Source organism: Streptomyces sp. NPDC107575, from assembly GCF_055657265.1.
Genome location: NZ_JBVKBG010000003.1, coordinates 268,735 through 290,794 on the forward strand (window position 1 = coordinate 268,735; position 22,060 = coordinate 290,794).

At 72.3% G+C, this 22,060-nt stretch carries 24 protein-coding genes; 8 read left to right on the top strand and 16 right to left on the bottom strand.

Annotated elements, in window-relative coordinates; translation table 11 throughout:
- Positions 1 to 136: 136 nt before the first annotated feature.
- Positions 137 to 1,048 (top strand): zinc ribbon domain-containing protein, encoded by a 912-nt coding sequence (locus tag ACZ7L4_RS14445; RefSeq protein WP_472102424.1) that lies wholly within the window; start codon positions 137 to 139, stop codon positions 1,046 to 1,048.
- Positions 1,049 to 1,070: 22 nt separating this feature from the next.
- Here ACZ7L4_RS14445 and ACZ7L4_RS14450 read toward each other — a convergent pair whose 3' ends face one another.
- Both ACZ7L4_RS14450 and ACZ7L4_RS14455 read right to left on the bottom strand, forming a co-directional pair.
- Positions 1,071 to 2,015, bottom strand: coding sequence for an SDR family oxidoreductase (locus ACZ7L4_RS14450; protein WP_472102426.1), 945 nt, complete (start codon positions 2,013 to 2,015; stop codon positions 1,071 to 1,073).
- 1 nt (position 2,016) lies between these two features.
- Entirely contained in the window at positions 2,017 to 2,757 is a 741-nt protein-coding gene (locus ACZ7L4_RS14455) for an SDR family oxidoreductase (protein WP_472102428.1), read from the bottom strand.
- A gap of 131 nt (positions 2,758 to 2,888) precedes the next feature.
- Between ACZ7L4_RS14455 and ACZ7L4_RS14460 the strand changes: the two genes are divergently transcribed.
- Genes ACZ7L4_RS14460 through ACZ7L4_RS14480 form a run of 5 tightly spaced genes read left to right on the top strand, consistent with a single transcriptional unit; the run spans position 2,889 to position 7,345 of the window.
- Entirely contained in the window at positions 2,889 to 3,659 is a 771-nt protein-coding gene (locus ACZ7L4_RS14460) for an enoyl-CoA hydratase family protein (RefSeq protein ID WP_472102430.1), read from the top strand.
- A complete protein-coding gene (locus tag ACZ7L4_RS14465) occupies positions 3,656 to 4,510 on the top strand; it encodes a CoA transferase subunit A (RefSeq protein WP_472102432.1) in 855 nt (284 codons plus the stop codon). Before ACZ7L4_RS14460 ends, ACZ7L4_RS14465 begins: the two co-directional genes overlap by 4 nt.
- A complete protein-coding gene (locus ACZ7L4_RS14470) occupies positions 4,507 to 5,262 on the top strand; it encodes a CoA-transferase subunit beta (protein ID WP_472102434.1) in 756 nt (251 codons plus the stop codon). Before ACZ7L4_RS14465 ends, ACZ7L4_RS14470 begins: the two co-directional genes overlap by 4 nt.
- Before the next feature lie 41 nt (positions 5,263 to 5,303).
- Positions 5,304 to 6,353 (top strand): NAD(P)H-dependent flavin oxidoreductase, encoded by a 1,050-nt coding sequence (locus tag ACZ7L4_RS14475; RefSeq protein ID WP_472104007.1) that lies wholly within the window; start codon positions 5,304 to 5,306, stop codon positions 6,351 to 6,353.
- A gap of 41 nt (positions 6,354 to 6,394) precedes the next feature.
- Positions 6,395 to 7,345 carry a tyrosine-protein phosphatase gene (locus ACZ7L4_RS14480; RefSeq protein ID WP_472102436.1) on the top strand — a complete coding sequence of 317 codons (951 nt, stop codon included), beginning with the start codon at positions 6,395 to 6,397 and terminating at the stop codon, positions 7,343 to 7,345.
- A 169-nt stretch (positions 7,346 to 7,514) separates the two neighbouring features.
- Here ACZ7L4_RS14480 and ACZ7L4_RS14485 read toward each other — a convergent pair whose 3' ends face one another.
- The 7 genes from ACZ7L4_RS14485 to hsaA form a co-directional block, all read right to left on the bottom strand.
- Complete coding sequence (locus tag ACZ7L4_RS14485; protein WP_472102438.1) at positions 7,515 to 9,050, bottom strand: DEAD/DEAH box helicase; 1,536 nt, start codon at positions 9,048 to 9,050, stop codon at positions 7,515 to 7,517.
- A gap of 132 nt (positions 9,051 to 9,182) precedes the next feature.
- Entirely contained in the window at positions 9,183 to 9,386 is a 204-nt protein-coding gene (locus ACZ7L4_RS14490) for a cold-shock protein (RefSeq protein ID WP_266720703.1), read from the bottom strand.
- A gap of 173 nt (positions 9,387 to 9,559) precedes the next feature.
- Positions 9,560 to 10,171 carry a TetR/AcrR family transcriptional regulator gene (locus ACZ7L4_RS14495; RefSeq protein WP_472102440.1) on the bottom strand — a complete coding sequence of 204 codons (612 nt, stop codon included), beginning with the start codon at positions 10,169 to 10,171 and terminating at the stop codon, positions 9,560 to 9,562.
- A gap of 19 nt (positions 10,172 to 10,190) precedes the next feature.
- Complete coding sequence (locus ACZ7L4_RS14500; protein ID WP_472102442.1) at positions 10,191 to 10,739, bottom strand: flavin reductase family protein; 549 nt, start codon at positions 10,737 to 10,739, stop codon at positions 10,191 to 10,193.
- Positions 10,727 to 11,644: a VOC family protein gene (locus tag ACZ7L4_RS14505; protein WP_472102444.1), complete on the bottom strand. Its 918-nt coding sequence runs from the start codon at positions 11,642 to 11,644 to the stop codon at positions 10,727 to 10,729. Before ACZ7L4_RS14505 ends, ACZ7L4_RS14500 begins: the two co-directional genes overlap by 13 nt.
- 35 nt (positions 11,645 to 11,679) lie before the next feature.
- A complete protein-coding gene (gene hsaD / locus ACZ7L4_RS14510) occupies positions 11,680 to 12,543 on the bottom strand; it encodes a 4,5:9,10-diseco-3-hydroxy-5,9,17-trioxoandrosta-1(10),2-diene-4-oate hydrolase (RefSeq protein WP_472102446.1) in 864 nt (287 codons plus the stop codon).
- Positions 12,540 to 13,733: a 3-hydroxy-9,10-secoandrosta-1,3,5(10)-triene-9,17-dione monooxygenase oxygenase subunit gene (gene hsaA, locus ACZ7L4_RS14515; protein ID WP_472102448.1), complete on the bottom strand. Its 1,194-nt coding sequence runs from the start codon at positions 13,731 to 13,733 to the stop codon at positions 12,540 to 12,542. The genes hsaD and hsaA overlap by 4 nt, the downstream gene beginning before the upstream one ends.
- Before the next feature lie 199 nt (positions 13,734 to 13,932).
- Between hsaA and ACZ7L4_RS14520 the strand changes: the two genes are divergently transcribed.
- Positions 13,933 to 14,823, top strand: a complete 891-nt coding sequence (locus tag ACZ7L4_RS14520; RefSeq protein ID WP_472102449.1) for an IclR family transcriptional regulator — start codon at positions 13,933 to 13,935, stop codon at positions 14,821 to 14,823.
- A gap of 10 nt (positions 14,824 to 14,833) precedes the next feature.
- Here ACZ7L4_RS14520 and ACZ7L4_RS14525 read toward each other — a convergent pair whose 3' ends face one another.
- The 7 genes from ACZ7L4_RS14525 to ACZ7L4_RS14555 form a co-directional block, all read right to left on the bottom strand.
- A complete protein-coding gene (locus ACZ7L4_RS14525; RefSeq protein WP_472102451.1) occupies positions 14,834 to 15,643 on the bottom strand; it encodes an SDR family oxidoreductase in 810 nt (269 codons plus the stop codon).
- An 85-nt stretch (positions 15,644 to 15,728) separates the two neighbouring features.
- Positions 15,729 to 16,736 (bottom strand): 2Fe-2S iron-sulfur cluster-binding protein, encoded by a 1,008-nt coding sequence (locus ACZ7L4_RS14530; protein WP_472102453.1) that lies wholly within the window; start codon positions 16,734 to 16,736, stop codon positions 15,729 to 15,731.
- On the bottom strand, positions 16,723 to 16,926 hold the full coding sequence (locus ACZ7L4_RS14535) for a hypothetical protein (RefSeq protein WP_472102455.1): 204 nt from the start codon (positions 16,924 to 16,926) through the stop codon (positions 16,723 to 16,725). Before ACZ7L4_RS14535 ends, ACZ7L4_RS14530 begins: the two co-directional genes overlap by 14 nt.
- Positions 16,923 to 18,089, bottom strand: a complete 1,167-nt coding sequence (locus ACZ7L4_RS14540; RefSeq protein WP_472102457.1) for a Rieske 2Fe-2S domain-containing protein — start codon at positions 18,087 to 18,089, stop codon at positions 16,923 to 16,925. The genes ACZ7L4_RS14535 and ACZ7L4_RS14540 overlap by 4 nt, the downstream gene beginning before the upstream one ends.
- A gap of 7 nt (positions 18,090 to 18,096) precedes the next feature.
- Positions 18,097 to 19,134: a 4-hydroxy-2-oxovalerate aldolase gene (gene dmpG / locus ACZ7L4_RS14545; RefSeq protein ID WP_472104009.1), complete on the bottom strand. Its 1,038-nt coding sequence runs from the start codon at positions 19,132 to 19,134 to the stop codon at positions 18,097 to 18,099.
- 2 nt (positions 19,135 to 19,136) lie between these two features.
- Positions 19,137 to 20,045, bottom strand: coding sequence for an acetaldehyde dehydrogenase (acetylating) (locus ACZ7L4_RS14550; protein WP_472102459.1), 909 nt, complete (start codon positions 20,043 to 20,045; stop codon positions 19,137 to 19,139).
- Between the two features lie 12 nt (positions 20,046 to 20,057).
- Positions 20,058 to 20,843 (bottom strand): 2-keto-4-pentenoate hydratase, encoded by a 786-nt coding sequence (locus tag ACZ7L4_RS14555; protein WP_472102461.1) that lies wholly within the window; start codon positions 20,841 to 20,843, stop codon positions 20,058 to 20,060.
- 169 nt (positions 20,844 to 21,012) lie between these two features.
- Between ACZ7L4_RS14555 and ACZ7L4_RS14560 the strand changes: the two genes are divergently transcribed.
- Positions 21,013 to 22,047, top strand: coding sequence for an acyl-CoA dehydrogenase family protein (locus tag ACZ7L4_RS14560; protein WP_472102463.1), 1,035 nt, complete (start codon positions 21,013 to 21,015; stop codon positions 22,045 to 22,047).
- The last annotated feature ends 13 nt before the right edge of the window (positions 22,048 to 22,060 follow it).

A 22,060-nucleotide genomic window follows, 5' to 3' on the forward strand; every position in this document is an offset into this window, starting at 1 on the left:
CGATGCGCCGGGCGGGGCGGACGGGCCCATGGACAAAGGGGCGGCAGGTCTTGGATTAATGGCCGTACTCTGGAGTCGCCGGGTCCGGGCGCGGGCTCCCGGGGGAACACGACCGGCGGCCCCAGGGGGTGCGCGCGTGGCGGACGGCGGACCGGTGGTGCACGGCTATCCGCATCTGGAGACGGTGCGTTCGGCGATCACCGCGCTCTACAGACGGCTCTCCTACGACACGGTGCGGACGTTCTCGTCGAGTGTCGCCCCGGCCGATGTGGCGTTCAGCGACGTCGACGATCTGTATCTGGGTGTGCAGCGGCTGGCGCGTGAGCTGGTGCTGCACTATCGACTCCCCGACGCGCGGATGATCGTGAGTTTCCGGGAGATGCGGCATGCGGCGAGCGTCGAACTGGCGGCGGGGCCCGAGTACTTCATCGAGCTGAACGACCGGTTCCGTACGCATCGCCGGGACATCGGGGCGGCGCTCGCGCACGAGATCATGCATGTGTATCTGCACCGCCTGGACCTGTCGCTGCCGGGGACGCGGGACAACGAGATCCTGACCGACACGGCCGCCACGTATCTGGGGGCGGGCTGGCTGCTCCTCGACGCCTACCGGGAGGACGCGGCGTCGTCGCAGAAGCTGGGCTATCTGACGCCGGAGGAGTTCGGGTACGTGCTCGCGAAGCGGTCCCTCGTCTTCGGCGAGGGGCCGGAGACGTGGTTCACGAGCCCGCAGGCGTTCTCCGCGTACGAGAAGGGTCTCGAGCAGGCGCGGCGTGACGAGCGGCAGCCGCCGTTGACCGCGGCGGGCTGGGCGGGGCGGCGGCGCTATGCGAAGGACCGCCGGTATGCGCAGGACCACGGGCCCCGGGGCCTCGACCCCGGCGGCCCGTACTCCTTCTCGGCGGGGGAAGGGCCGCAGGGGCGGGGCGGAGGCCTGCGGGTGGCGTTCGCGTGCCCGACGTGTCAGCAGCGGATCCGGGTGCCGGTGCGGGGCCGGGTGCGGGCGCGGTGCGCGCTGTGCCGGACGGTGTGGGAGTGCGACACGTAGCCCCTTCGGCGGGAGGCCGGCGTCACGAAGCCCCGTACACGCCTCCCGGTATCGCCGCGCGCGCCAGCAGCTCGCGGGCCGCGTCGCCCGCGCCCGCCGGTGTCCACCGCTCCTGCTTGTCGACGGTCGGGCCCTGCCGCCAGCCCTCCATCACGGTGATCCGGCCCGCCTCCACCTCGAAGACCCGGCCGGTCACCCCGTCCGCCGCGGCCCCCGAGCCGAGCCAGACGACCAGCGGCGACACGTTCTCCGGGGCCATCGCGTCGAAGGCGTCCGCCCCGGGCGCCGCCATGGTCTCGGCGAACGTGGCCTCGGTCATCCGGGTGCGGGCCGCCGGCGCTATCGCGTTGACCTGCACGCCGTAGCGCCCCATTTCGGCGGCGGCGACCAGGGTCAGGCCGAGGATCCCGGCCTTCGCCGCGCTGTAGTTGCCCTGCCCGACGGAGCCCAACAGGCCCGCTCCGGACGAGGTGTTGACGACCCGGGCCGCCGGGGTGCGGCCCGCCTTCGACTCCGCCCGCCAGTACGCGGCGGCGTGCTTGAGCGGCAGGAAGTGGCCCTTGAGGTGGACCCGCATCACGGCGTCCCAGTCGTCCTCGTCGAGGTTGACGAGCATCCGGTCTCGCAGGAACCCGGCGTTGTTCACCAGCGTGTCCAGGCGTCCGAAGGTGTCGACTGCGGCCGCGACGAGCGAGGCCGCGCCCTCGGAGGTCGCGATGTCGGCCCCGTGCGCCACCGCCTCGCCACCCGCCGCCCGTATCTCCCGCACCACCTGGGCGGCAGGACTGTCCGGGGCGGGGGTGCCGTCCAGGCCCACCCCCAGATCGTTCACGACGACCTTGGCGCCCTCGGCCGCGTACGCGAGGGCGTGCGCGCGCCCGAGGCCGCGCCCCGCTCCCGTGAGGGCGACCACCCGTCCCGCGCACAGGCCTCCGCTGTCTCCGTCGACCGGCTTCACGTCCGTCATCTCATGCCTCCTTGTTGGCAGTTGCCGCGTCCAGGAACGCGGGGAGCTCGCCGCCGCCGTGCATCAGCAGGCTCGCCCCGGTGATGTACGAGGCGGCGTCCGAGGCCAGGAACACCGCGGCGTCCCCGACCTCGCCCGGCTCGGCCAGGCGCCCCATGGGCACGGTCGCGCCCACGGCGGCGATGCCGTCCTCGTCCCCGTAGTGCAGTGCGCTCAGTTCGGTACGGACCATGCCGAGCACCAGTGTGTTCACCCGGATCTCCGGGGCCCACTCCACGGCCATGGACCGGGCGAGGTGCTCAAGGCCCGCCTTCGCCGCCCCGTACACCGCGCTGCCCGGCGAGGGGCGGCTGCCGCTGACGCTGCCGATCATCACGATCGAGCCGCGGGCGGCGGCGAGCTTCTCGCGGGCGGCCAGGGACGCGGTCAGCGCCGCCGTCAGATTCAGCTCGATCACGCGCGCGTGCCGCGCCGCGTCCGCCTGCGCGAGCGGGCGGTACGGCGTGCCCCCCGCGTTGTTCACCAGCACGTCCACCCGGTCGAGGCCCGCGAGCAGCTCCTCCACGGCCGCCGCGTCCCGCAGGTCGACGGGTATGAACTCGCAGCCGTCCAGCGGCTCTTCGGGAGGTCTGCGGGCGACGGTGATCACCCGCGCCCCGGCCTTCGCGAAGGCACCCGCGATCCCGGCGCCCACTCCCCTCGTGCCGCCCGTGACGACGACGACCCGACCGCTCAGATCCATCCCGGACCCCTTCCCGACCCTTTCGGGTCCACTTGCGCCGACCGCTGCCCGACCCATTCCGCTGCCCCTCGCCGCCTGCTACCGTCATCGACGTACCAAACAAACGTTAGGTGGAAAGGTAGCTGAACGCCATGGGTGTCTCCACCTCCTCACCCGAAAAGGGCATCGCCGTCGTCACGGTCGACTTCCCGCCCGTCAACGCACTGCCGGTGCGGGGCTGGTACGACCTGGCGGACGCCGTGCGTGCCGCGGGCCGCGATCCCGATGTCCGCTGCGTCGTGCTGACGGCGGCCGAGACCTCCCGCGGGTTCAACGCGGGGGTGGACATCAAGGAGATGCAGCGCGAGACGGCCGCGGCCGGTGGCGGCCACAGCGCCCTGATCGGCGCCAACCGCGGCTGCTACGAGGCGTTTTCGGCGGTGTACCAGTGCGAGGTCCCGGTGATCGCGGCGGTCGCCGGATTCTGCCTGGGCGGCGGCATCGGACTCGTGGGGAACGCGGACGCGATCGTGGCGAGCGACGACGCGACGTTCGGCCTGCCCGAGCTGGACCGGGGCGCGCTCGGCGCGGCCACGCACCTGGCCCGTCTCGTCCCGCAGCATCTGATGCGCGCACTGTTCTACACGTCGCGCACGGCGACGGCCGCCGAGCTGCACGCGCACGGCTCGGTGTGGCAGGTCGTGCCGAGGGACCGACTGCGCGGGGCCGCACTGGAGCTGGCCCGCGACATCGCCCGCAAGGACGGCTATCTGCTCCGCCTCGCCAAGTCCGCGCTCAACGGGATCGACCCCGTCGACGTGCACCGCAGCTACCGCTTCGAGCAGGGCTTCACCTTCGAGGCGAACCTCAGCGGCGTCGCCGACCGGGTCCGCGACACCTTCGGACAGGAGACCGAGCGATGACCACACCGGACAAGACCATGACGCCCGACGAGGTGGTCGGGCGGCTGCGCAGCGGCATGACCATCGGCATCGGCGGCTGGGGCTCGCGCCGCAAACCCATGGCGCTCGTACGGGCGTTGCTGCGCAGCGATGTCACGGACCTGACCGTCGTCTCGTACGGCGGCCCGGACGTCGGGCTGCTCGCGGCGGCCGGGAAGATCCGCAAGCTGGTCGCGGCGTTCGCGACGCTCGACTCCATCCCGCTGGAGCCGAACTTCAGGGCGGCGCGCCAGAAGGGCGCGTTCGAGCTGATGGAGGTCGACGAGGCGATGTTCATGTGGGGGCTGCACGCGGCGGCGAACCGGCTGCCGTTCCTGCCCGTGCGGGCCGGGATCGGCTCGGACGTCATGCGCGTCAACCCGGCGCTGCGGACGGTGACGTCGCCGTACGAGGACGGGGAGACGTTCGTCGCGATGCCCGCGCTGCGGCTCGACGCGGCCCTGGTGCACATGAACCGCGCGGACCGTTCGGGCAACGGCCAGTACCTGGGCCCCGACCCGTACTTCGACGACCTGTTCTGCGAGGCGGCGGACAGCGCGTACGTGTCGTGCGAGCAGTTGGTGGACGACTTCGGGACGACCACGGTGCCGCAGACGCTGCTGGTCAAGCGGCATTCCGTGACGGGTGTCGTCGAGACGCCGCACGGCGCGCACTTCACGTCCTGCGTGCCCGACTACGAGCGCGACGAGGCGTTCCAGAAGCTGTACGCGAGCACGCCCTGGCCCGAGTTCGCCGAGCGGTTCCTGCCGCCCGGCGGTGACGAGAAGCAGTACCAGTCCGCCGTCCAGGCCTGGCACGAGGAGCAGAAGTGAGCGTCACGACGACAGCGGTGTCCCGCGCCGAGTACTGCGTGATCGCGTGCGCCGAGGCCTGGCGGGACAACGGCGAGGTGCTGGCCAGCCCGATGGGCCTGATCCCGTCCGTCGGGGCGCGGCTCGCCAAGCGCACCTTCTCCCCCGGCCTGCTGCTGACCGACGGCGAGGCGATGGTGGTCGGGCTCGACGGCGCGGCGGAGGGCTGGCTCCCGTACCGGCAGCATCTGACGATGGTGACCGGTGGGAAGCGGCACGTGATGATGGGGGCGAGCCAGATCGACCGGTTCGGCAACCAGAACATCTCGTGCATCGGCGACTGGGAGCGGCCCGACCGGCAGCTCCTCGGGGTGCGCGGCGCCCCCGTCAACACGCTGAACAATCCGGTGAGTTACTGGGTGCCCAAGCACAGCCGCCGGGTCTTCGTCGAGAAGGTCGACATGATCAGCGGGGTGGGCTACGACAGCGCGGCGGCGGCCGGGCCTTCGGCGACGCGGTACCACCGCATCCCGCGCGTGGTGACCAATCTGGCGGTGCTCGATTTCGATACCGATGACCATGCGATGCGGCTCGTCTCCGTGCACCCCGGCGTCACCGTGGAGGAGGTCCAGGAGGCGACCGGGTTCGCGCTGGTGCTCCCCGAGGGCGGCGAGGTGCCGACCACGCGGGAGCCGACGGCCGAGGAGCTGCGGCTGATCCGGGAGGTCATCGACCCCGACTCCAAGCGGAACCTGGAGGTCAAGCCGGTATGACGCCGCCTTCCGAACCGGCCCCCGACTCCGGCGCGTTCACCATTCCCACGGCGCTGACCAGGCTGACCGGCGTGCGCCACCCCCTCGTGCAGACCGGCATGGGGTGGGTCGCGGGGCCGCGCCTGGTGTCGGCGGCGGCCGAGGCGGGGGCGCTCGGCATCCTCGCGTCCGCCACCATGACGCTCGACCAGCTCCGCGCGGCCGTGCGCGAGGTGAAGTCGCGCACCGACCAGCCCTTCGGGGTGAACCTGCGGGCCGACGCGGGGGACGCGCGCGAGCGGGTCAAGGTGATCGTCGAGGAGGGCGTGAAGGTCGCCTCGTTCGCGCTCGCGCCGTCGAGGGAACTGATCGCCGAGCTGAAGGACGCGGGCGCCGTCGTGATCCCGTCGATCGGGGCCCGCCGGCACGCCGAGAAGGTCGCGGCGTGGGGCGCGGACGCGGTGATCGTGCAGGGCGGCGAGGGCGGCGGGCACACCGGCGAGGTGGCGACATCGGTGCTGCTGCCGCAGGTGGTGGACGCCGTCGACATCCCGGTGATCGGGGCGGGCGGCTTCCGCGACGGGCGGGGGCTGGTCGCCGCGCTCGCCTACGGGGCGGCCGGGGTCGCCATGGGCACGCGCTTCCTGCTGACGTCGGACTCGACGGTGCCGGACGCGGTGAAGGCGAAGTACCTCGCGGCGAGCGTCAAGGACGTCACGGTGACGACGGCGGTGGACGGGCTTCCGCACCGCATGCTGCGCTCGGATCTTGTCGAATCGCTGGAGAACGCGGGCCGCACGCGCGCGTTGCTGCACGCCGTACGGCGGGCCACGGGGTTCAAGAAGCTCTCGGGACTGAGCTGGCCGCAGATGGTGCGGGACGGCCTCGCCATGAAGCACGGCAAGGACCTCAGCTGGAGCCAGGTGCTGCTGGCCGCGAACACTCCGATGCTCCTGAAGGCCTCCATGGTCGACGGCCGCACCGACCTGGGCGTCATGGCCTCCGGCCAGGTGGCGGGCCTCATCGAGGACCTGCCCAGCTGCGCGGAGCTGGTCGACCGCGTGATGACCGAGGCCCGCAAAGCACTGGAGTCACTCCCCACCCCACCCTGACCGGGCACGACGACTGCCCGCATCCACAAGGGAGTTCATGTATGCCGCACACGTACAGAACAGGGCACGACCACAGAACAGGTAACACGTTCGCGGGGGCGCTCTCGCGGCGCCGTGCGCTCGGCGCCGCGCTCGGCTCGGCTGCGGCGCTCGCCGCGGCTCCCGTCGCGGCGGCGGCACCGGGAAGGCCGGACGCCGGTGGCATCCGGCAGATCCCCCTCAAGGGAGCGGTGAACGTCCGGGACATCGGCGGCTACCGCGCACGGGGCCGCGGCCGGGTCCGGTACGGGCTCGTGTACCGGGCCGACGCGCTGAGCGAGCTGACCGAGGCGGACGTGGCGCGGGTCGCCGGGCTGCGGCTGCGTGAAGTCGTCGACTTCCGGGTGCCGTTCGAGGTGAACACCGACGGCGGCGACCGGCTGCCCGCGGGCCTCGCGGCGACCGCGCGGGCCGTCTCCGACGGGGGCCAGTACGAGCGGATGATGGCCGCGATCGGTTCCAAGGACCCGGTAGTGCAGCAGGAGGCGCTGGGGAACGGCAAGGCGGCCGCCGCGATGCGCACCACGTACCGGATGTTCGTCACCGACGCGGCGAACCGGGCCCGGTTCGGGGAGACGCTTCGGGATGCGGCGTTCGGTGGGCGCGGTGCGCTGCTCTACCACTGCACGTCGGGCAAGGACCGTACGGGCTGGATGACGTACGTCCTGCTGAGCCTGCTCGGGGTGGATCGGCGGGCGGCGGTGGGCGACTACCTGGCGTCGAACACGTTACGCGCCGCGCATGATGCGGAGGTCCGTGAGGGGTTGTGGCGGGCGGGGCTCATGCAGCGTCCGGAGTTGCTGATTCCTGTCCAGGAGGTGCGGATGGAGTACCTGGACGCGGCGCGTGAGCAGGTTCGGAGGGTGTTCGGCGGGCTGGATCGGTATGTGGCCGAGGGGCTCGGGGTGGACCGGGGTGTGGTGGGGGTGTTGCGGAGGCGGCTCGTGGAGTGAGCGGGTGACCTTGGCCCCGCCGCCTTGGTTTCGCCGCGGCGGGGCTGAGGTCGCGGGGCTCTGCCCCGGACCCCGCGCCTCAATCGCCGGCGGGGCTTGATTTGGGTCCCGTCGGCGATTGATTCCAGATCGTGCGCCGCAAGCACAAGCCGGCTTGATCTGCCGGGAGTTACGCCGCCTGACGCGGCCCCCGGCCGCCTCGGCCGCGGCCGCCCTGGCCCGTGTTGCCCGAGCCGGAGCGGCGGCGGGGGTTGCCGTTGCCGGAGCCCGTGCGCTGGGCATCGGGTGTCGCCGTGCGGGCGCCGCCGTTGCCCGAGGCGCCGCGGGAGCGGCGGGAGCGGCGGGGCTTCGTGGAAGCGGCGGGGGCCGTCGGCTCCGGTACGGCGATGGCGACGGCGACGCCGGACGGCTCGCGCGCGCCGGTGATCGTCGTCAGTTCCTCGTCCGTGGAGCGGACCTGCGTCGTCTGCGGCTTGATCTTCGCGTCCCGCATCAGGCGCTGCACGTCGCGCTTCTGCTCGGGCAGGACCAGCGTGACGACGCTGCCGGACTCGCCGGCGCGGGCGGTGCGGCCGCCGCGGTGCAGGTAGTCCTTGTGCTCGGTGGGCGGGTCGACGTTGACGACGAGGTCGAGGTCGTCGACGTGGATGCCGCGCGCCGCGACGTTCGTGGCGACGAGCGCGGTGACCCGGCCGTCCTTGAACTGCTCGAGGGTGCGGTTGCGCTGCGGCTGGCTGCGGCCGCCGTGCAGCGGCGCCGCGTACACGCCGGTGGCGAGGAGCCGCTTGGCGAGCCGGTCCGCGGAGCGCTTCGTGTCGACGAAGAGGATGACGCGGCCGTCACGGGCGGCGATGCGCGCGGTGACTGCCTTCTTGTCGGTCTCGTCCTGGACGTGCAGGACGTGGTGTTCCATCGTCGTCACCGCGCCCGCCGACGGGTCGACGGAGTGGACCACCGGGTCGTTGAGGAACTGCTTGACCAGGCGGTCGACGTTCTTGTCGAGCGTCGCGGAGAACAGCATCGTCTGGCCGCCCGGCTCGACCTGCTTCAGGAGCGCGGTGACCTGCGGCATGAAGCCCATGTCGGCCATCTGGTCGGCCTCGTCGAGGACCGTCGTGCGCACCGAGCCGAGCACGCAGTCGCCGCGCTCGATGAGGTCCTTGAGGCGCCCCGGGGTCGCGACGACGACCTCGGCGCCGCGGCGCAGCGCGCCGGCCTGCCGGGAGATCGACATGCCGCCGACGACGGTCGCGAGGCGCAGCTTCAGCGCGGTGGCGTACGGGGTGAGGGCGTCGGTGACCTGCTGGGCGAGCTCACGCGTGGGGACGAGGACGAGCGCGAGAGGGGACTTCGGCTCGGCCTTGGCGCCGGTCGTGTGGGTGAGCAGCGGGAGCCCGAAGGCGAGGGTCTTGCCGGAGCCGGTGCGGCCGCGGCCGAGGAGGTCCCGTCCGGCGAGCGAGTTGGGGAGCGTCGCGGCCTGGATGGGGAACGGCTCGGTGACGCCCTGCTCACCCAGCGTCTTCAGAAGGACGGCCGGCATGTCGAGTTCGGCGAAGGAGTCCACGGCGGGCAGCGCGGGAGAGGTGTTCTCCGGCATGGTGAATTCGCTCGGCGGCGCGGACTGCTGCCTGCGGCGCTGCTCGGGTGCGCGGCGCTGCCCGGCTGCGGGACGGGGGCGGCGGGACGGGCGGGCGGAACTGGCCATGCGGCGATGCCTTCCGGGACGGGACAGCAGGAACCGGGGCCCGCACCGTAGCGGTGCGGGCCCCGGCCCGGTGATGCTCGATCCGACACTCGCCGGGTCAGCCCGGCGGCGTCGAGTGATCTACGAGCGAGATCAGGCGGGGAGGATGTTCTCCGCCTGCGGGCCCTTCTGGCCCTGCGTCACGTCGAACGTGACCTTCTGGCCCTCCTGGAGCTCACGGAAGCCCGAGGTGGCGATGTTGGAGTAGTGGGCGAAGACGTCGGCGCCGCCGCCGTCCTGCTCGATGAAGCCGAAGCCCTTTTCCGAGTTGAACCACTTAACGATACCGGTGGCCATGTCGTTCTCCTTAAGAACAGGTAGCAGCCCCCATTCCCAGAACGCCCAGATGAACGCCGGAACCGGGAATAATCCCGGGAAAAACAATAATGCGCCTGAGGAACATTCCCGTCAGGCGCACATAAAGTCTATGGGTACCAAAACTGCAACGTCATGAACCTTAGCATGGGACGTCACCGCACCGCGATCCCGTCCAGGACCATCGACAGATATTGGCGCGCGATCTCCTCGGGGCTGTGCCGCCCTCCCGGGCGGTACCAGGAGGCCGCCACCCAGACCGTGTCGCGCACGAAGCGGTAGGTGAGGCGGATGTCGAGGTCGGCGCGGAACACGTGTTCGTCGACGCCGCGCTCCAGGGTGGTCAGCCAGGTCTTCTCGAACCTGCGCTGCGATTCGGCGAGGAACCCGAAGCGTTCCTGCGCGACGAGCTGCTGGGACTCCCGCTGGTAGATGGCGACGGCGGCGCGGTGCCGGTCGATCTCCCGGAAGGACTCGGTGACCAGCGCCTCCAGGGTCTCCCTGGGTCCGAGCTCGTCGTCGAGCACGGTGTCGTAACCGGACCACAGCTCGTCGAGGAAGGTCCGCAGGATCTCCTCCAGCATCGATTCCTTGGAGTCGAAGTGGTAGTAGAGGCTGCCGGCGAGCATGCCCGCGTGGTCGGCGATCTTGCGGACGGTCGTGGCGTTGTAGCCCTGCTCGGCGAAGACCTCGGCGGCGGTGCGCAGGAGTTCGCCGCGCCGTTCGGGCGCGGCGTTCGTCGACTGGGACTTCTTCTTCGTAGGCACGGGGCCATTGTCCCGGGCGTCACAGCCACTGGGCGAAGAGGTCCACGGTTTCCTGGTCCGTGCCGAAGCGGCCGGTGCCGAAGGCGGAGCGGAAGAAGAGGAGCGGGCGGCCGTCGGCGCGCGGGGTGGTGAGCGCGGCGACGCGGCCGATGACGATCTCGTGGTCGCCGCCGTCGACCGTGCGTTCGAGCTCGCATTCCAGGTGGGCGAGGGCGCCGTCGATCAGGACGCTGCCGCCGTCCCGCCCGGTGTGCCAGTCGAGGCCGGCGAACTTGTCGGGGGCGCGGGAGCCGAGCGTGCGGCACAGGGTGCGCTGGTCCTCGGCGAGCACCGAGATCCCGAAGCGGCCGGTGGGGGCGATCCGGGCCCAGCTCGTCGACGTACGGGCGACGCAGACGAGGACGAGGGGCGGGTCGAGGGAGAGGGAGGTGAAGGACTGGCAGGCGAGGCCCGCCGGGGCGCCGGCCTCGTCGAGGCCGGCGACGACGGTGACGCCGGAGGCGAACCGGGACAGGGTGTCCCGGTACTCCCCCGCGTCCACGGCCTCCAACGTGCTCAGCCGTTCCACTCGTGGCCCCACAGGGAGTCGGCGGTGATCTCCTTGGTCACCCAGGTCCCCGGGTCGACGACGAGGCCGTCCCAGCCGTACTCGACCTGGAAGCCGCCGGGCGCCTGGGCGTAGAAGGACACCATGTGGTCGTTGGAGTGCCGCCCGAGGGACGAGGCGATGGGGTAGCCGGCCTTCTTCATGCGGTCGAGGCCGTAGCCGACGTCGTCCAGTTCCTCCAGCTCGACCATGAAGTGGACGATGCCGGGCGGCAGGGCGCCCGGGTAGAGGCCGAGGCTGTGGTGGCGGCGGTTCGGGGAGAGGAAGTACATCCGGTACATGTCCTGGCCCGGTTTGCCGGTGGGGACGGCGACCGGCGGGAGCTGCATGGAGTCGCGGAGCTGGAAGCCGAGGAGGTTCTCGTAGAAGTCGACGGCCTCCTCGATCTCGACGGCGGGGAGGACGACGTGGCCGAGGCCGAGGTCGCCCGCGCCGGCCTTCTTGTCGGTGCCGGTGACGAAGCGGTTGCCGTAGGGCGTGGCGAGCGGGGTGTGGTCCTGGGCCTGGCCCCAGTAGATCTCCAGGGGGTTGCCCGCCGGGTCGCTGACGTGGATCAGGCCCTGGACGCGGCGGTCGGCGAGGGTGGCGGCGTCGGCCTGCTTCACGGCGTGCCCCGCGGCCTCCAACTCCTGAGCCGCAAGCGCGAGTTCGCGGGCGTTGGCGACCTCGAAGCCGGCCGCCGCAAGCCGGTCCTGGGTGCCGGTGACGAACTGGAAGCGGTGGATGCGGTCGTCGATGCGGACGTTGAGCTGCTCTTCCCTGCTGCCCTGGGCCTCGGTCATGCCGAGGATGTCGAGGACGTAGGTGCGCCAGGCGGCGAGGTCGGCCGTCTCGATGCGCAGATAGCCGAGTGCGCGGATGTCCATCCGTAACTCCCGTATGAGGTCGGCAAGTTGATACGTCAGTGGGTGAAGAAGTCGATCGCGAGACGGTTGAACTCGTCGGCCTTCTCGGTCTGCGCCCAGTGGCCGCACTTCGGGAAGACGTGCAGGCGGGCGTTGGGCATCGTCTTGAGGGCTACGAACGCGCCGTCGATCGGGTTGACGCGGTCCTCGCGGCCCCAGGTCAGGAGCGTCTCGTGGTGGATCCTTCCGGCGTCGCGCCAGATCTGGGTGCGCTCGGCCCACTCCGGGTTGGCGAAGGAGGCGCCCATGCGGGCGGTGCCGAGGCGGACGTCGGGGTCGATGGCACGCTGGTAGCGCTCCTCGACGAAGGCGTCGGTGACGATCGACCTGTCGTACGCGAGCGTGGTCAGGAACGCCCGCATCTGCTCGCGGGTCGGCTCGGCGGCGGCGTTGAACTCGAAGAGCTGCCGGATGCCCTCGGTGGGGTCGGCGTGGAAGAGGTTCAGGAAGATGCCGCCGGGGCCCATGAGGAGGAGCTTGCGGGCGCGGTCGGGGAAGTCGAGGGCGAGGCGGGCCGCGGTGCCGCCGCCGAGCGAGTTGCCCACGAAGTCGGCCCGCTCGATGCCGAGTTCGTCCATGAAGGCGACCGTGAAGCGGGCGGAGGCCGTCCAGTAGTCGGCGTCCAGCTCGGGCTTGTCGCTGGCGCCGAAGCAGACCTGGTCGAGGAGGATCGTGCGGAAGCCCGCCGCGGCGAGGACCGGCAGGTTGGCGCCGAAGTTGGACCAGCCGCTGGCGCCGGGGCCGCCGCCGTGCAGGAAGATCACGGCGGGGCCGTCGGAGGGTCCTGCCTCGTGGTAGGCAAGCTGGATGCCGCCCACCTTCACCGTGCGGCGGGTGTCGTGTTCCGTCGGTGCCGTCACAGCATCACGTCCTGGATCTCCAGGCCGAGGGCGTCCTGGCCGTAGATGAGCAGGGCCCGCTCGGGGTCGTTGGCGGCGTGGCCGCGACCGGTGTGGACGTCGCGCCAGGCGCGCTGGACGCCGGCGGGGCCCGCGCCCGTGCGCATCGCGTTGCCGCCCGCGTTCTCCATCAGCAGGTCGACGGCGGCCGCGGCGCGCTCGGTGGCGAGGACCTGGTCGCGGCGGGCGCGGGCGCGCAGCTCCATCGTCAACGGGGCGCCCGCGCAGGCGAGTTCGTACATCTCGGCGATGTTGCCGCGCAGCTGCCGCCAGGCGGCGTCGATGTCGCTCGCGGCGCGGGCGAGGCGGATCTGCGCGAACGGGTCCTCGGCGACCTTCTGCCCGTACGACACGCGGATGCGCTCGCGGGTCGCGGCGACGAAGCCGTTCCAGGCGCCCTGCGCGATGCCGACGATCGGGGTGGAGATGGTGGTGGTGAAGACGCTGGCGTACGGGAGCCGGTACAGCGGTTCGGGGTTGACCTCGGCGCCGGGCGGGGTGAGGGCGGTGACCGGGCCGAAGGAGAGGGCGCGGTGCTCGGGGACGAAGACGTCCTCGACGACGATGTCGTTGGAGCCGGTGCCGCGCAGGCCGACGGTGTCCCACACGTCCTTGATCTCGTAGTCGGTGCTCGGCAGCAGGAACGAGCGCATGTCGACGAGGTTGCCGTCGGCGTCGGGCACGAGCGCGCCGAGGATGACCCACGTGGCGTGGTCGCAGCCGGACGAGAAGTGCCAGCGGCCCGAGAGCCGGAAGCCGCCGTCGACGGGGGTGACCTTGCCGGTGGGGGCGTACGAGGAGGAGATGCGGGTGTCGGCGCGCTCGCCGTTCTCGCCCCACACCTCGTCCTGCGCGCGCTTCTCGTAGAGGCCCACGTGCCAGGGGTGGACGCCGACGACGGAGGCGACCCAGCCGGTGGAGCCGCAGGCCTGGGCGATCTCCTTGACGGCGTCGTAGAAGACGGTGGGGTCGGCGGCGTACCCGCCGTAGCGCTTGGGCTGGAGGAGGCGGAAGAAGCCGGTCGCCGTGAGTTCCTTGACGGTGGCCTCGGGGACCTTGCGCAGCTCTTCGGCCTCCGCGGCGCGCTCCGCGATGGCGGGCAGGAGGGCGCGGACCGAGGCGAGGACGTTTGTGGTGGTGGGGTCGGTCATGGCGGCGACGTTAAGTGGGGTCGCCCGGGGGTGGACAGGTGAGGTTCCCGGTGAGTGGGAAGGGAGGTTCCTCCTACGTCGCGGGGCGCTGCCCCGGACCCCGCTGCTCAATCGCCGCAGGGGCTGGATTACCCAGCCCCGCCGTGGCAAGGTCCACTCAGCGATGAAGCGGTCCGTGCCCATTTCACGGGGGTGTGCTGTGCTTGAAACGGCCCTGGAGGCAGGTGCTCCGCTGTCTCTTCTGGAGAAGGCGGAGAAGGTCCTCGCGGCCTTCGACGGCGGGCGCGGCCGGCTGTCGCTGACCGAGATCATCCAGCGTTCGGGGCTCTCGCGGTCGTCCGCGCACCGGATCCTCGACCAGTTGGTGAAGCTTCGCTGGCTGGACCGGGAGGGGCGGGACTACCGGCTCGGGCTGCGGATGCTGGAGCACGGTGGGCTCGCCGCGCACCACAACCGGCTGATCCGCGCGGCGATCCCGCATCTGGACGCGCTGCACGAGGCCACGGGAAAGCTCGTGCAGCTGTATGTGCTCGACGGAGTGACCGATGTCGTGTGCCTGGAGCGGGCGGGGTCGTTGCCGCAGTCCGTGGGGGACGCGACGGACCGGGCGTACCCGGTGCGGATCGGGGCGCGGCTGCCCGCGCACGCGACGGCCGCGGGCAAGGCGATCCTGGCGTTCGGCGACAAGGACGACATCGAGCGGGTGGTCGCGGCGGGCCTGCGGCCGCGCACGCATCGCACGGTGACGCGGCCCGACGTGTTCTGCTCGGAGCTGTCGCGGGTGCGCACGGCGCAGATCGCGTACGACCGCGGGGAGACGTTCTCCGGCCTGGTGTGCTCGGCGGTGCCGTTGCGCGGCGCGGGCCGGGCGGTGGCCGCCGTGTCGCTGGGCTCGCTGAGCGGGCTGCGGCCGCTGGAGCTGGCGGCGCCGCTGCTGCAGGGGGCGGCGCGGGCGATCTGGCGGGATCTGAACGGTCCCGGGCGGGCGGCACGGCACGCGCCCGCCCCGGACGTGACGCCGCAGGACGCGGCGGTGAACCGCACCATCCCCAATCTGCTGGGGTGGGTGCGGTCCGACTCCTGGATGTGACGCGGGGGTCCTACGCGCCCGGGTGCCACGCCTTCGGCCAGTCCGTGCCGCGCAGGCGTGCGTCGAGGCCGCCGTCCGCGAAGAAGACGGAGCCGACGCAGTACGAGGACTTCGGGGAGAGCAGGAACTCGACGAGTTCGGCGATCTCCTCGGCCCTGCCCGCCCGGCCCGCCGGGATCGAGGCGAGGAACTGGCGGATGCCCTCGGCGGTCGCCGGGTCCTCCGCGGCGGCGCGGGTCATCGGGGTGTCGATGTAGCCGGGCGCGACCGCGTTCAGGCGAATGCCGTCGGCCTGGAAGTCGGCGGCGCGGGTGCGGGCGTACCAAGCGAGGGCGGCCTTCGTGGCGGGGTAGGCGCCGAGGCCGCCGTCGCCCGCGCCCGCCTCGTCGGCGATGCGGCGGGCCTCGGCCTCGTCGCCCGCGAGACAGGCCTGGGCGACGCGTTCCGGCCAGTCGGGCTGCGTGGTCGTCGAGTTGGAGGAGGCGAGGACGACCGACGACGTGCCGGCGGCGGCGAGCGCCGGGCGCAGGCCCTCCAACAGGCGTATCGCGCCGAAGTAGTTGACGGACACCAGCAGGCTCGACGGGCGGCCCTCGCCGCCCGCGAGCCCGGCGAAGGGCAGCAGTCCTTCGAGTCTGCCGCCGCTGATCCGGGTGATCTCGGCGACGGCGTGCGCGCGGCCCTCGGGCGTGCCGAGGTCGGCGGTGACGTCGGCGTTCTTGAGGTCGACGCCGATGACCGTGTGGCCCTGGGCGCGCAGCCGCCCGGTGAGTGTGGCGCCCATGCCGGAACCGGCTCCGGTGACGGCGATCGTGGACATGTGGCCCTCCAGCTCTTCGTTGAGAAGGATGATCTGTCTGCCTCCAGCATGCGGCCGTTCGGCAGGGCTGCGGCCGGGACCTTCGTCAGTACTCGACCCGCACTCGTCCCGTCGTCGGCAGTGCCTGGCAGGCGAGGGTGTAGCCCTCCGCGAGGTCCTCGGCGTCGAGCACCTCGTTGTGCCGCAGGGTCACCGTGCCCTCCACCACCCGGCACGTACAGGCCGCGCAGGCGCCCTCGCGGCAGGAGTACGGGGCCGGGACGCCCGCCGCGAGAAGGGCGTCGAGGAGCGGGGTCCGCTCGTCGCCGGACGCCTCGTGGGTCCGCCCGTACAGCTCGGCGGTGACCGTCACCGTGGATCCCACGGGGGCGGGCGCCTCGAACACGTCGCCGGACAGGGAGAAGTACCGCTCCCGGTGCACGGCGGTCGCGCCCGCCTCGCGCAGCACGTCCTCGGCCCCGTCCATCAGGGGCTGCGGCCCGCACAGATAGGCGGTGCGGCCGGTCGCGAGCGGGGTGAGGAGCGCGCCGAGCGCGGCCCGGGTGGGCAGACCCTGGAGGGCCTCCAGCCAGTGGACGACCGCGAACCGGCCGGGGTGCTCCTCCGCCAGGCCCCACAGCGCGTCCCGGTAGATCACGGAGTCCTGGTCGCGGTTGGCGTAGACGAGGGTGACCGTGCCGGTGCCCGCGGCGAGCACGGAGCGGGCGATGGACAGGCACGGGGTGATGCCGCTGCCGCCCGCGAGCAGCAGCACGTCCTCGTCGAGGGACGCGGGCGTGAAGGTCCCTGCGGGCGGCAGGCACTCCAGTGCGTCGCCGGGCCGCACCTCGTCGCACACCCACCCGGAGCCCGCCCCGCCGGGCACCTTCTTCACGGTGACGCGGGGCGGCTCCCCGGTGTACGGGGAGGAGGCGAGGGAGTAGCAGCGGGCGCCGCCGCCGGGGATCCGCAGGGTGAGGAACTGGCCGGGCAGGTAGGGGAGTTCGGGGGCGTCGAGGACGAGGGAGACGGCGTCGGCGGTCTCCCGTACGACCTCCGCCACCCGCAGGGTGAGCCTGCCCGTGACCGGTTCGGCCAGGTCAGCGCTGGTCACGCCGGGTCACCTCCAGACGCCCCTCGTCGACGGCCCGGTCGATGGACGCGCGCAGCTGAGGACAGCCCTGCGCGCCGAGGCGCGGGCAGCCGGCCGACGCGGCGCGCGTCCACTGGATCTGCAGGTGGTACGGGCTGTACTTCTCGCAGAGCACCTGGCCGCCGCAGGCGCCGCAGCCGACGGGGGTCATGCCCCGCCTCCGCTGATGTACGAGGTGACGCCGCCGGCCTTGAGGTTCTGCTCGCCCTCGGCGCGCCAGTTGTCGTTGGCGTGCCGGGTGTCGAGCTCGAACTCGAAGCGGTCCGTCATCTCCTCCTTGACGTCGGCGACGTCGACGTAGAACTGCTCGTACCAGCGCCGCAGTTGGTAGACAGGACCGTCCTCCTCGGTGAGGAGCGGGTTGTCGATGCGGGTCTTGTTCCTCCAGATCTCGACGTCCTGCTCGAAGCCGACGGCGAGGCCCTCGCTGGTGACGCGGGCGGCCTCGGTGGCCTCCTCGTCGCTCATGCCGGGCAGCTTCTTGACCATGGCGCCGTACATGAGGACGAACCTGTCGGGGCCGACCGGGTAGTGGCAGTTGATGAGGACGGTCTCCATCTCGGTGCCCGGCGCCACCTCCGCGTACAGCCAGTCGATCATGTACGAGGGACCGAAGTAGGAGGCCTCGGAGCGCAGTCCGCCGGAGGCGGAGAGGGTGCCGAGGTCGACGTCGGGGCGCGGCTCGGACTTCATGTACTGGGTGGCGACGTGGCCCTCGAAGACGTTCTTGAAGAACACCGGGAACGAGTAGTGCACGTAGTAGAAGTGCGCCATGTCGACGACGTTGTCGACGATCTCGCGGCAGTTGGTGTCGATGGTGACGGCGTTCCACTGCCAGTCGGACCAGAGGTCGGTCTCCTCGGACGGGCCGTGGATTCCGGCGAGTTCGGGGATGTCCTGGTCGGCCGGGGGCGGGTTGCCCTCGGGGTCGTGCCAGACGAAGAGCTGCTTGTTGCGCTCCAGGGCGTGCCAGGTGCGGGTCTTGGCGCGCGGCGGGACGCGGCGGGCGTAGGGGATCTCGCGGCAGCGGCCGTTGCCGCCCCAGCGCCAGTCGTGGAAGGGGCAGGCGAGGGTGTCGCCCTTGACGGTGCCGTGGGCGAGGTTGCCGCCCATGTGCGGGCAGAACGCGTTGAGGACGTGCAGTTGGTGGTCCTCGGCGCCTTCGAAGACGACGAGGGTGGTGCCGAACGCCTCGACCTCGTGCGGCTTTCCGTCGCGGAAGTCGGCGGCGAGACCGATGCAGTGCCAGCCGCGGGCGAAGCGGGTGGGGGCGGCGCCGGTGTCGATGACACGTACGTCCTGGGTGGTCGTCATGGCGGCATCAGGCTTTCTGTGAAGGAACCGAGAGAGCGACGGCGATGTCGATGAGCTGGTCCTCCTGGCCGCCGACGAGCCCGCGGCGGCCGGCCTCCAGGAGGATGTCGGTGGCGCTGACCCCGTAGTGGGCGGCCTGGCGTTCGGCGTGCTTGAGGAACGAGGAGTAGAGGCCGGCGTAGCCGATCAGCAGGGAGTTGCGGTCGAGGAGGCACTCGTCGGCCATGATCGGGCGCATCTCGTCCTCGGCGGCGTCGATGATCTGCAGGACGTCGATGCCGGTGCGCCAGCCGGAGCGTTCGGCGACCGCCGCCCAGGCCTCGGTCGGGGTGTTGCCCGCGCCCGCGCCGAACCGGCGGGTGGAGGCGTCGATCTGGCGGGCGCCCGCGCGGACGGCGGCGATGGAGTTGCCGACGCCGAGGCCCAGGTTCTCGTGGCCGTGGAAGCCGACCTGCGCGTCGTCGCCGAGTTCGGCGACGAGCGCGGAGACGCGGTCGGTGACGCCGTCCATGAGGAGCGCGCCCGCGGAGTCGACGACGTACACGCACTGGCAGCCCGCGTCGGCCATGATCCGGGCCTGCTTCGCGAGGGTCTCCGGGGTGGTGGAGTGGGCCATCATCAGGAAGCCGACGGTCTCCAGGCCCATCTCTCGGGCGAGCTGGAAGTGCTGCTCGGAGACGTCGGCCTCGGTGCAGTGGGTGGCGACGCGGCAGACGGAGGCGCCGTTGCCCTGCGCCTCGCGGATGTCGTCCTTGGTGCCGAGGCCCGGCAGCATCAGGAAGGCGATCTTCGCGCGGGTGGCCGTGTCGACGGCCGTCTTGATCAGCTCCTGCTCGGGGGTGTGCGAGAAGCCGTAGTTGAAGGACGAGCCGCCGAGTCCGTCGCCGTGGGTGACCTCGATGACGGGGACTCCGGCCGCGTCGAGGGCGCCGACGACGGTGCGCACCTGGTCGGTGGTGAACTGGTGGCGGTGGGCGTGCGAGCCGTCGCGGCAGAAGGAGTCGGTGACGCGGATGTCGAGGTCGGCCGAGTAGGGGCGTTCGATGGTCACTTGTTGATCCCCTTCAGCTGCTGCTTCGCGAACTCCTCGCCGACCTTGGTCGCGGCGGCGGTCATGATGTCGAGGTTTCCTGCGTACGGCGGCAGGAAGTCGCCCGCGCCCTCGACCTCCAGGAACAGGGCGACGCGGGCCATGCCGCCGTTCTCCGGGCGGGCCACGTCGAACTGCGGCTCCGCGCGCAGCCGGTAGCCGGGCACGTACGCGGCGACCTGCGCGGCGACCTCGTGGACGCTGCGGGTGATCGCGTCGTGGTCGGCGTCCTCGGGGATGGCGCAGAAGACGGTGTCGCGCATGATGACGGGCGGCTCCGCCGGGTTGAGGATGATGATCGCCTTGCCGCGCTCGGCGCCGCCGATGTCCTCGATGCCGCGCGAGGTGGTGCGGGTGAACTCGTCGATGTTCTGCCGGGTGCCGGGCCCGGCGGAGACGGAGGCGACGGACGCCACGATCTCCGCGTACTGCACCGGGACGACCCGGGACACCGCGTACACCATGGGGATGGTGGCCTGGCCGCCGCAGGTGACCATGTTGACGTTGTCGGCGGCGAGGTGGGCCGTGAGATTGGCGGGCGGCACGACACCGGGGCCGACGGCGGCCGGGGTCAGGTCGATCGCCCTGATGCCGGCTTCCTTGTAGCGGGGCGCGTTGGCCGCGTGCACGTACGCGCTGGTCGCCTCGAAGACGAGGTCGGGGAGTTCGTCCCGCGCGAGGAGCCGGTCGACGCCCTCGTGGGTGGCGTCGAGCCCGGCGGCGCGTGCCTTGGCGAGGCCCTCGCTGGCCGGGTCGACGCCGACCATCCAGCGCGGCTCGATGTGCTCGGAGCGCAGGAGTTTGTAGAGGAGGTCGGTTCCGATGTTGCCGGAGCCGACGATGGCGGCGGTCGCCTTCTTCGTCATCAGAGTCCTTAGCTACGAGAAGGTCAGGGACACCGGGCCGAGCCCGGTGAAGTCGGCGGTGTACGTGCGGCCCGGCGCGACGTCGACGGCCCGCGTGCACGAGCCGGGCAGGATCAGGTGTCCGGCCTCCAGGCGCACCCCGAACCGGGCGACCGTGCGGGCGAGCCAGGCGACGGACTCGGCGGGGTCGCCGAGCACGGCGTCGCCGCGCCCGGAGGCGAGCGCCGCGCCGGTGTCGTCGCTGAGGTGCGCCTCCACGTCCTTGAGGTCGAGGTCCCCGATCGGCCGGCCGGCGCCGGTCACGTACCCGGCCGACGAGGCGTTGTCGGCGATGGTGTCGGCGATGGCGATGCGCCAGTCCGCGACCCGGGAGTCGATCAACTCCAGGGCGGGTACGACGCGTTCGGTGGCGGCGCGGACGTCGGCGGCGGTGCACTCCTCGCCGGGCAGCGCGGCGCCCAGTACGAAGCCGATCTCGACCTCGACGCGCGGCGCGCAGTACCGGCCGACCGGCACCGGGATGTCCTCGGCCAGCTCCATCGTGGACAGGAGGTGGCCGTAGTCGGGTTCGTCGACACCCATCATCCGCTGCATCACGGGCGACGACAGGCCGACCTTGTGGCCGCGGACGGTCTCGCCCGCGGCCAGGCGGTCCCTGATGCCGATGAGCTGGATCTCGTAGGCGTCGACGGCGGTGATGCCGTCGAAGGTCTCGGTCAACGGACGGATCGGCGAGCGCGCGGACTCCGCCGCGGCCAGTGCCTCTGCGGCCTTGCGCCGCTCGGCTTCCGTGAGCATCGGGCCCGCTCCTCGCTGCTGGGTTGCTCGGGTGCGGTGACCGTAGGCGGCGCGCGAGGGCCGGGGCGACGGCGTGTTCCCGGTGAGCGGGAAGCCGCGGCTGACCGGGTGGCGGCGGCTCTGCGAGCCTCCCCGGCGTGACCGAGTTCCCACAGGAGGGGCACGCCGGATGACCGGGTACAGCAGGGAGCAGGAGGAGTTGCGGTCGGCGGTGCGTCAGGTGCTCGCCGCCCATGAGGGCGCGGCGGCCTGGGCGCCGCTGGCCGGGCAGGTCGGGGTGGCGGGGCTCGCGATCCCCGAGGAGTACGGGGGCTTCGGCGCGGGGTTCGGCGAACTCGCGGTCGTCGGTGAGGAGTTGGGCCGGGTACTGAGCCCCGTGCCGTTCCTGGACAGCGCGGTGCTCGTGCCGCGGGCGCTGGCGGCGAGCGGGGACGGCGGGGCGTGTGCGCGGCTGCTCCCGGGGCTCGCGGAGGGGGCGCGGACGGCGTCCCTCGCGTGGGCCGAGGACGGCGGCGCGGGCTGGGACCCGGGCCGCACCCGCACGCACGCGACCCTCGACCGGGGCGCCTGGCGCCTGTCCGGGGCGAAGGAGCACCTGCTCGCGTGCGGCGACGACTTCCTGGTGGTGGCGCGGACGGAGCGGCACGGCCCGAGCCTGTTCCACGTGCCGGCGACGGCGGACGACGTACGTGTCCCGGCCGTGCCCGTGATGGACGGGACCCGGCCGCAGTGGCGCCTGGACCTGCTCCGCACCCCGGCCGAGCCGGTGGGTGAACTCGGTGACGCGGAACGCGTGTTGGCCGAGGCCCTGGAAGCCGGCGCCCTCGTGCTCGCGGCCGACGCGGTGGGCGGCGCGGCGGCGGTCTTCGAGCTGACGCTGCGGTACGCGAAGGAGCGGGAGCAGTTCGGCCGGGCCATCGGCTCGTTCCAGGCGGTCAAGCACCGCCTCGCCGATCTGTTCACGGAGCTGGAGTCGGCCCGCTCGCTGCTGCTCGCCGCCGCGCACGGCGACGTACCCGCCGGGGCCGCGAAGGCCGTGTGCTGCGAGACGTACGAGCGCGTCGCGGGCGAGGCGATCCAGCTGCACGGCGGCATCGCCATCACCTGGGAGCACCCCGCCCACCGCTTCTTCAAGCGCGCCCACTCCACGGCCCGGCTGCTCGGCTCCCCCGCCTGGCACCGCGGGCGCCTGGCCCTCGCCTGACCACCCACAACCC

Bases quoted from the DNA above. Each gene is read 5' to 3' on its own strand.
- ACZ7L4_RS14535 (WP_472102455.1), bottom strand. From the start codon at position 16,926: ATGACCCCCGTCGGCTGCGGCGCCTGCGGCGGCCAGGTGCTCTGCGAG.
- ACZ7L4_RS14550 (WP_472102459.1), bottom strand. From the start codon at position 20,045: ATGACGAAGAAGGCGACCGCCGCCATCGTCGGCTCCGGCAACATCGGA.
- ACZ7L4_RS14540 (WP_472102457.1), bottom strand. From the start codon at position 18,089: ATGACGACCACCCAGGACGTACGTGTCATCGACACCGGCGCCGCCCCC.
- ACZ7L4_RS14450 (WP_472102426.1), bottom strand. From the start codon at position 2,015: ATGACGGACGTGAAGCCGGTCGACGGAGACAGCGGAGGCCTGTGCGCG.
- ACZ7L4_RS14490 (WP_266720703.1), bottom strand. From the start codon at position 9,386: ATGGCCACCGGTATCGTTAAGTGGTTCAACTCGGAAAAGGGCTTCGGC.
- ACZ7L4_RS14505 (WP_472102444.1), bottom strand. From the start codon at position 11,644: ATGGACATCCGCGCACTCGGCTATCTGCGCATCGAGACGGCCGACCTC.
- ACZ7L4_RS14455 (WP_472102428.1), bottom strand. From the start codon at position 2,757: ATGGATCTGAGCGGTCGGGTCGTCGTCGTCACGGGCGGCACGAGGGGA.
- ACZ7L4_RS14555 (WP_472102461.1), bottom strand. From the start codon at position 20,843: ATGCTCACGGAAGCCGAGCGGCGCAAGGCCGCAGAGGCACTGGCCGCG.
- ACZ7L4_RS14485 (WP_472102438.1), bottom strand. From the start codon at position 9,050: ATGGCCAGTTCCGCCCGCCCGTCCCGCCGCCCCCGTCCCGCAGCCGGG.
- ACZ7L4_RS14560 (WP_472102463.1), top strand. From the start codon at position 21,013: ATGACCGGGTACAGCAGGGAGCAGGAGGAGTTGCGGTCGGCGGTGCGT.
- hsaA (WP_472102448.1), bottom strand. From the start codon at position 13,733: ATGACCGACCCCACCACCACAAACGTCCTCGCCTCGGTCCGCGCCCTC.
- ACZ7L4_RS14480 (WP_472102436.1), top strand. From the start codon at position 6,395: ATGCCGCACACGTACAGAACAGGGCACGACCACAGAACAGGTAACACG.
- ACZ7L4_RS14465 (WP_472102432.1), top strand. From the start codon at position 3,656: ATGACCACACCGGACAAGACCATGACGCCCGACGAGGTGGTCGGGCGG.
- ACZ7L4_RS14525 (WP_472102451.1), bottom strand. From the start codon at position 15,643: ATGTCCACGATCGCCGTCACCGGAGCCGGTTCCGGCATGGGCGCCACA.
- ACZ7L4_RS14460 (WP_472102430.1), top strand. From the start codon at position 2,889: ATGGGTGTCTCCACCTCCTCACCCGAAAAGGGCATCGCCGTCGTCACG.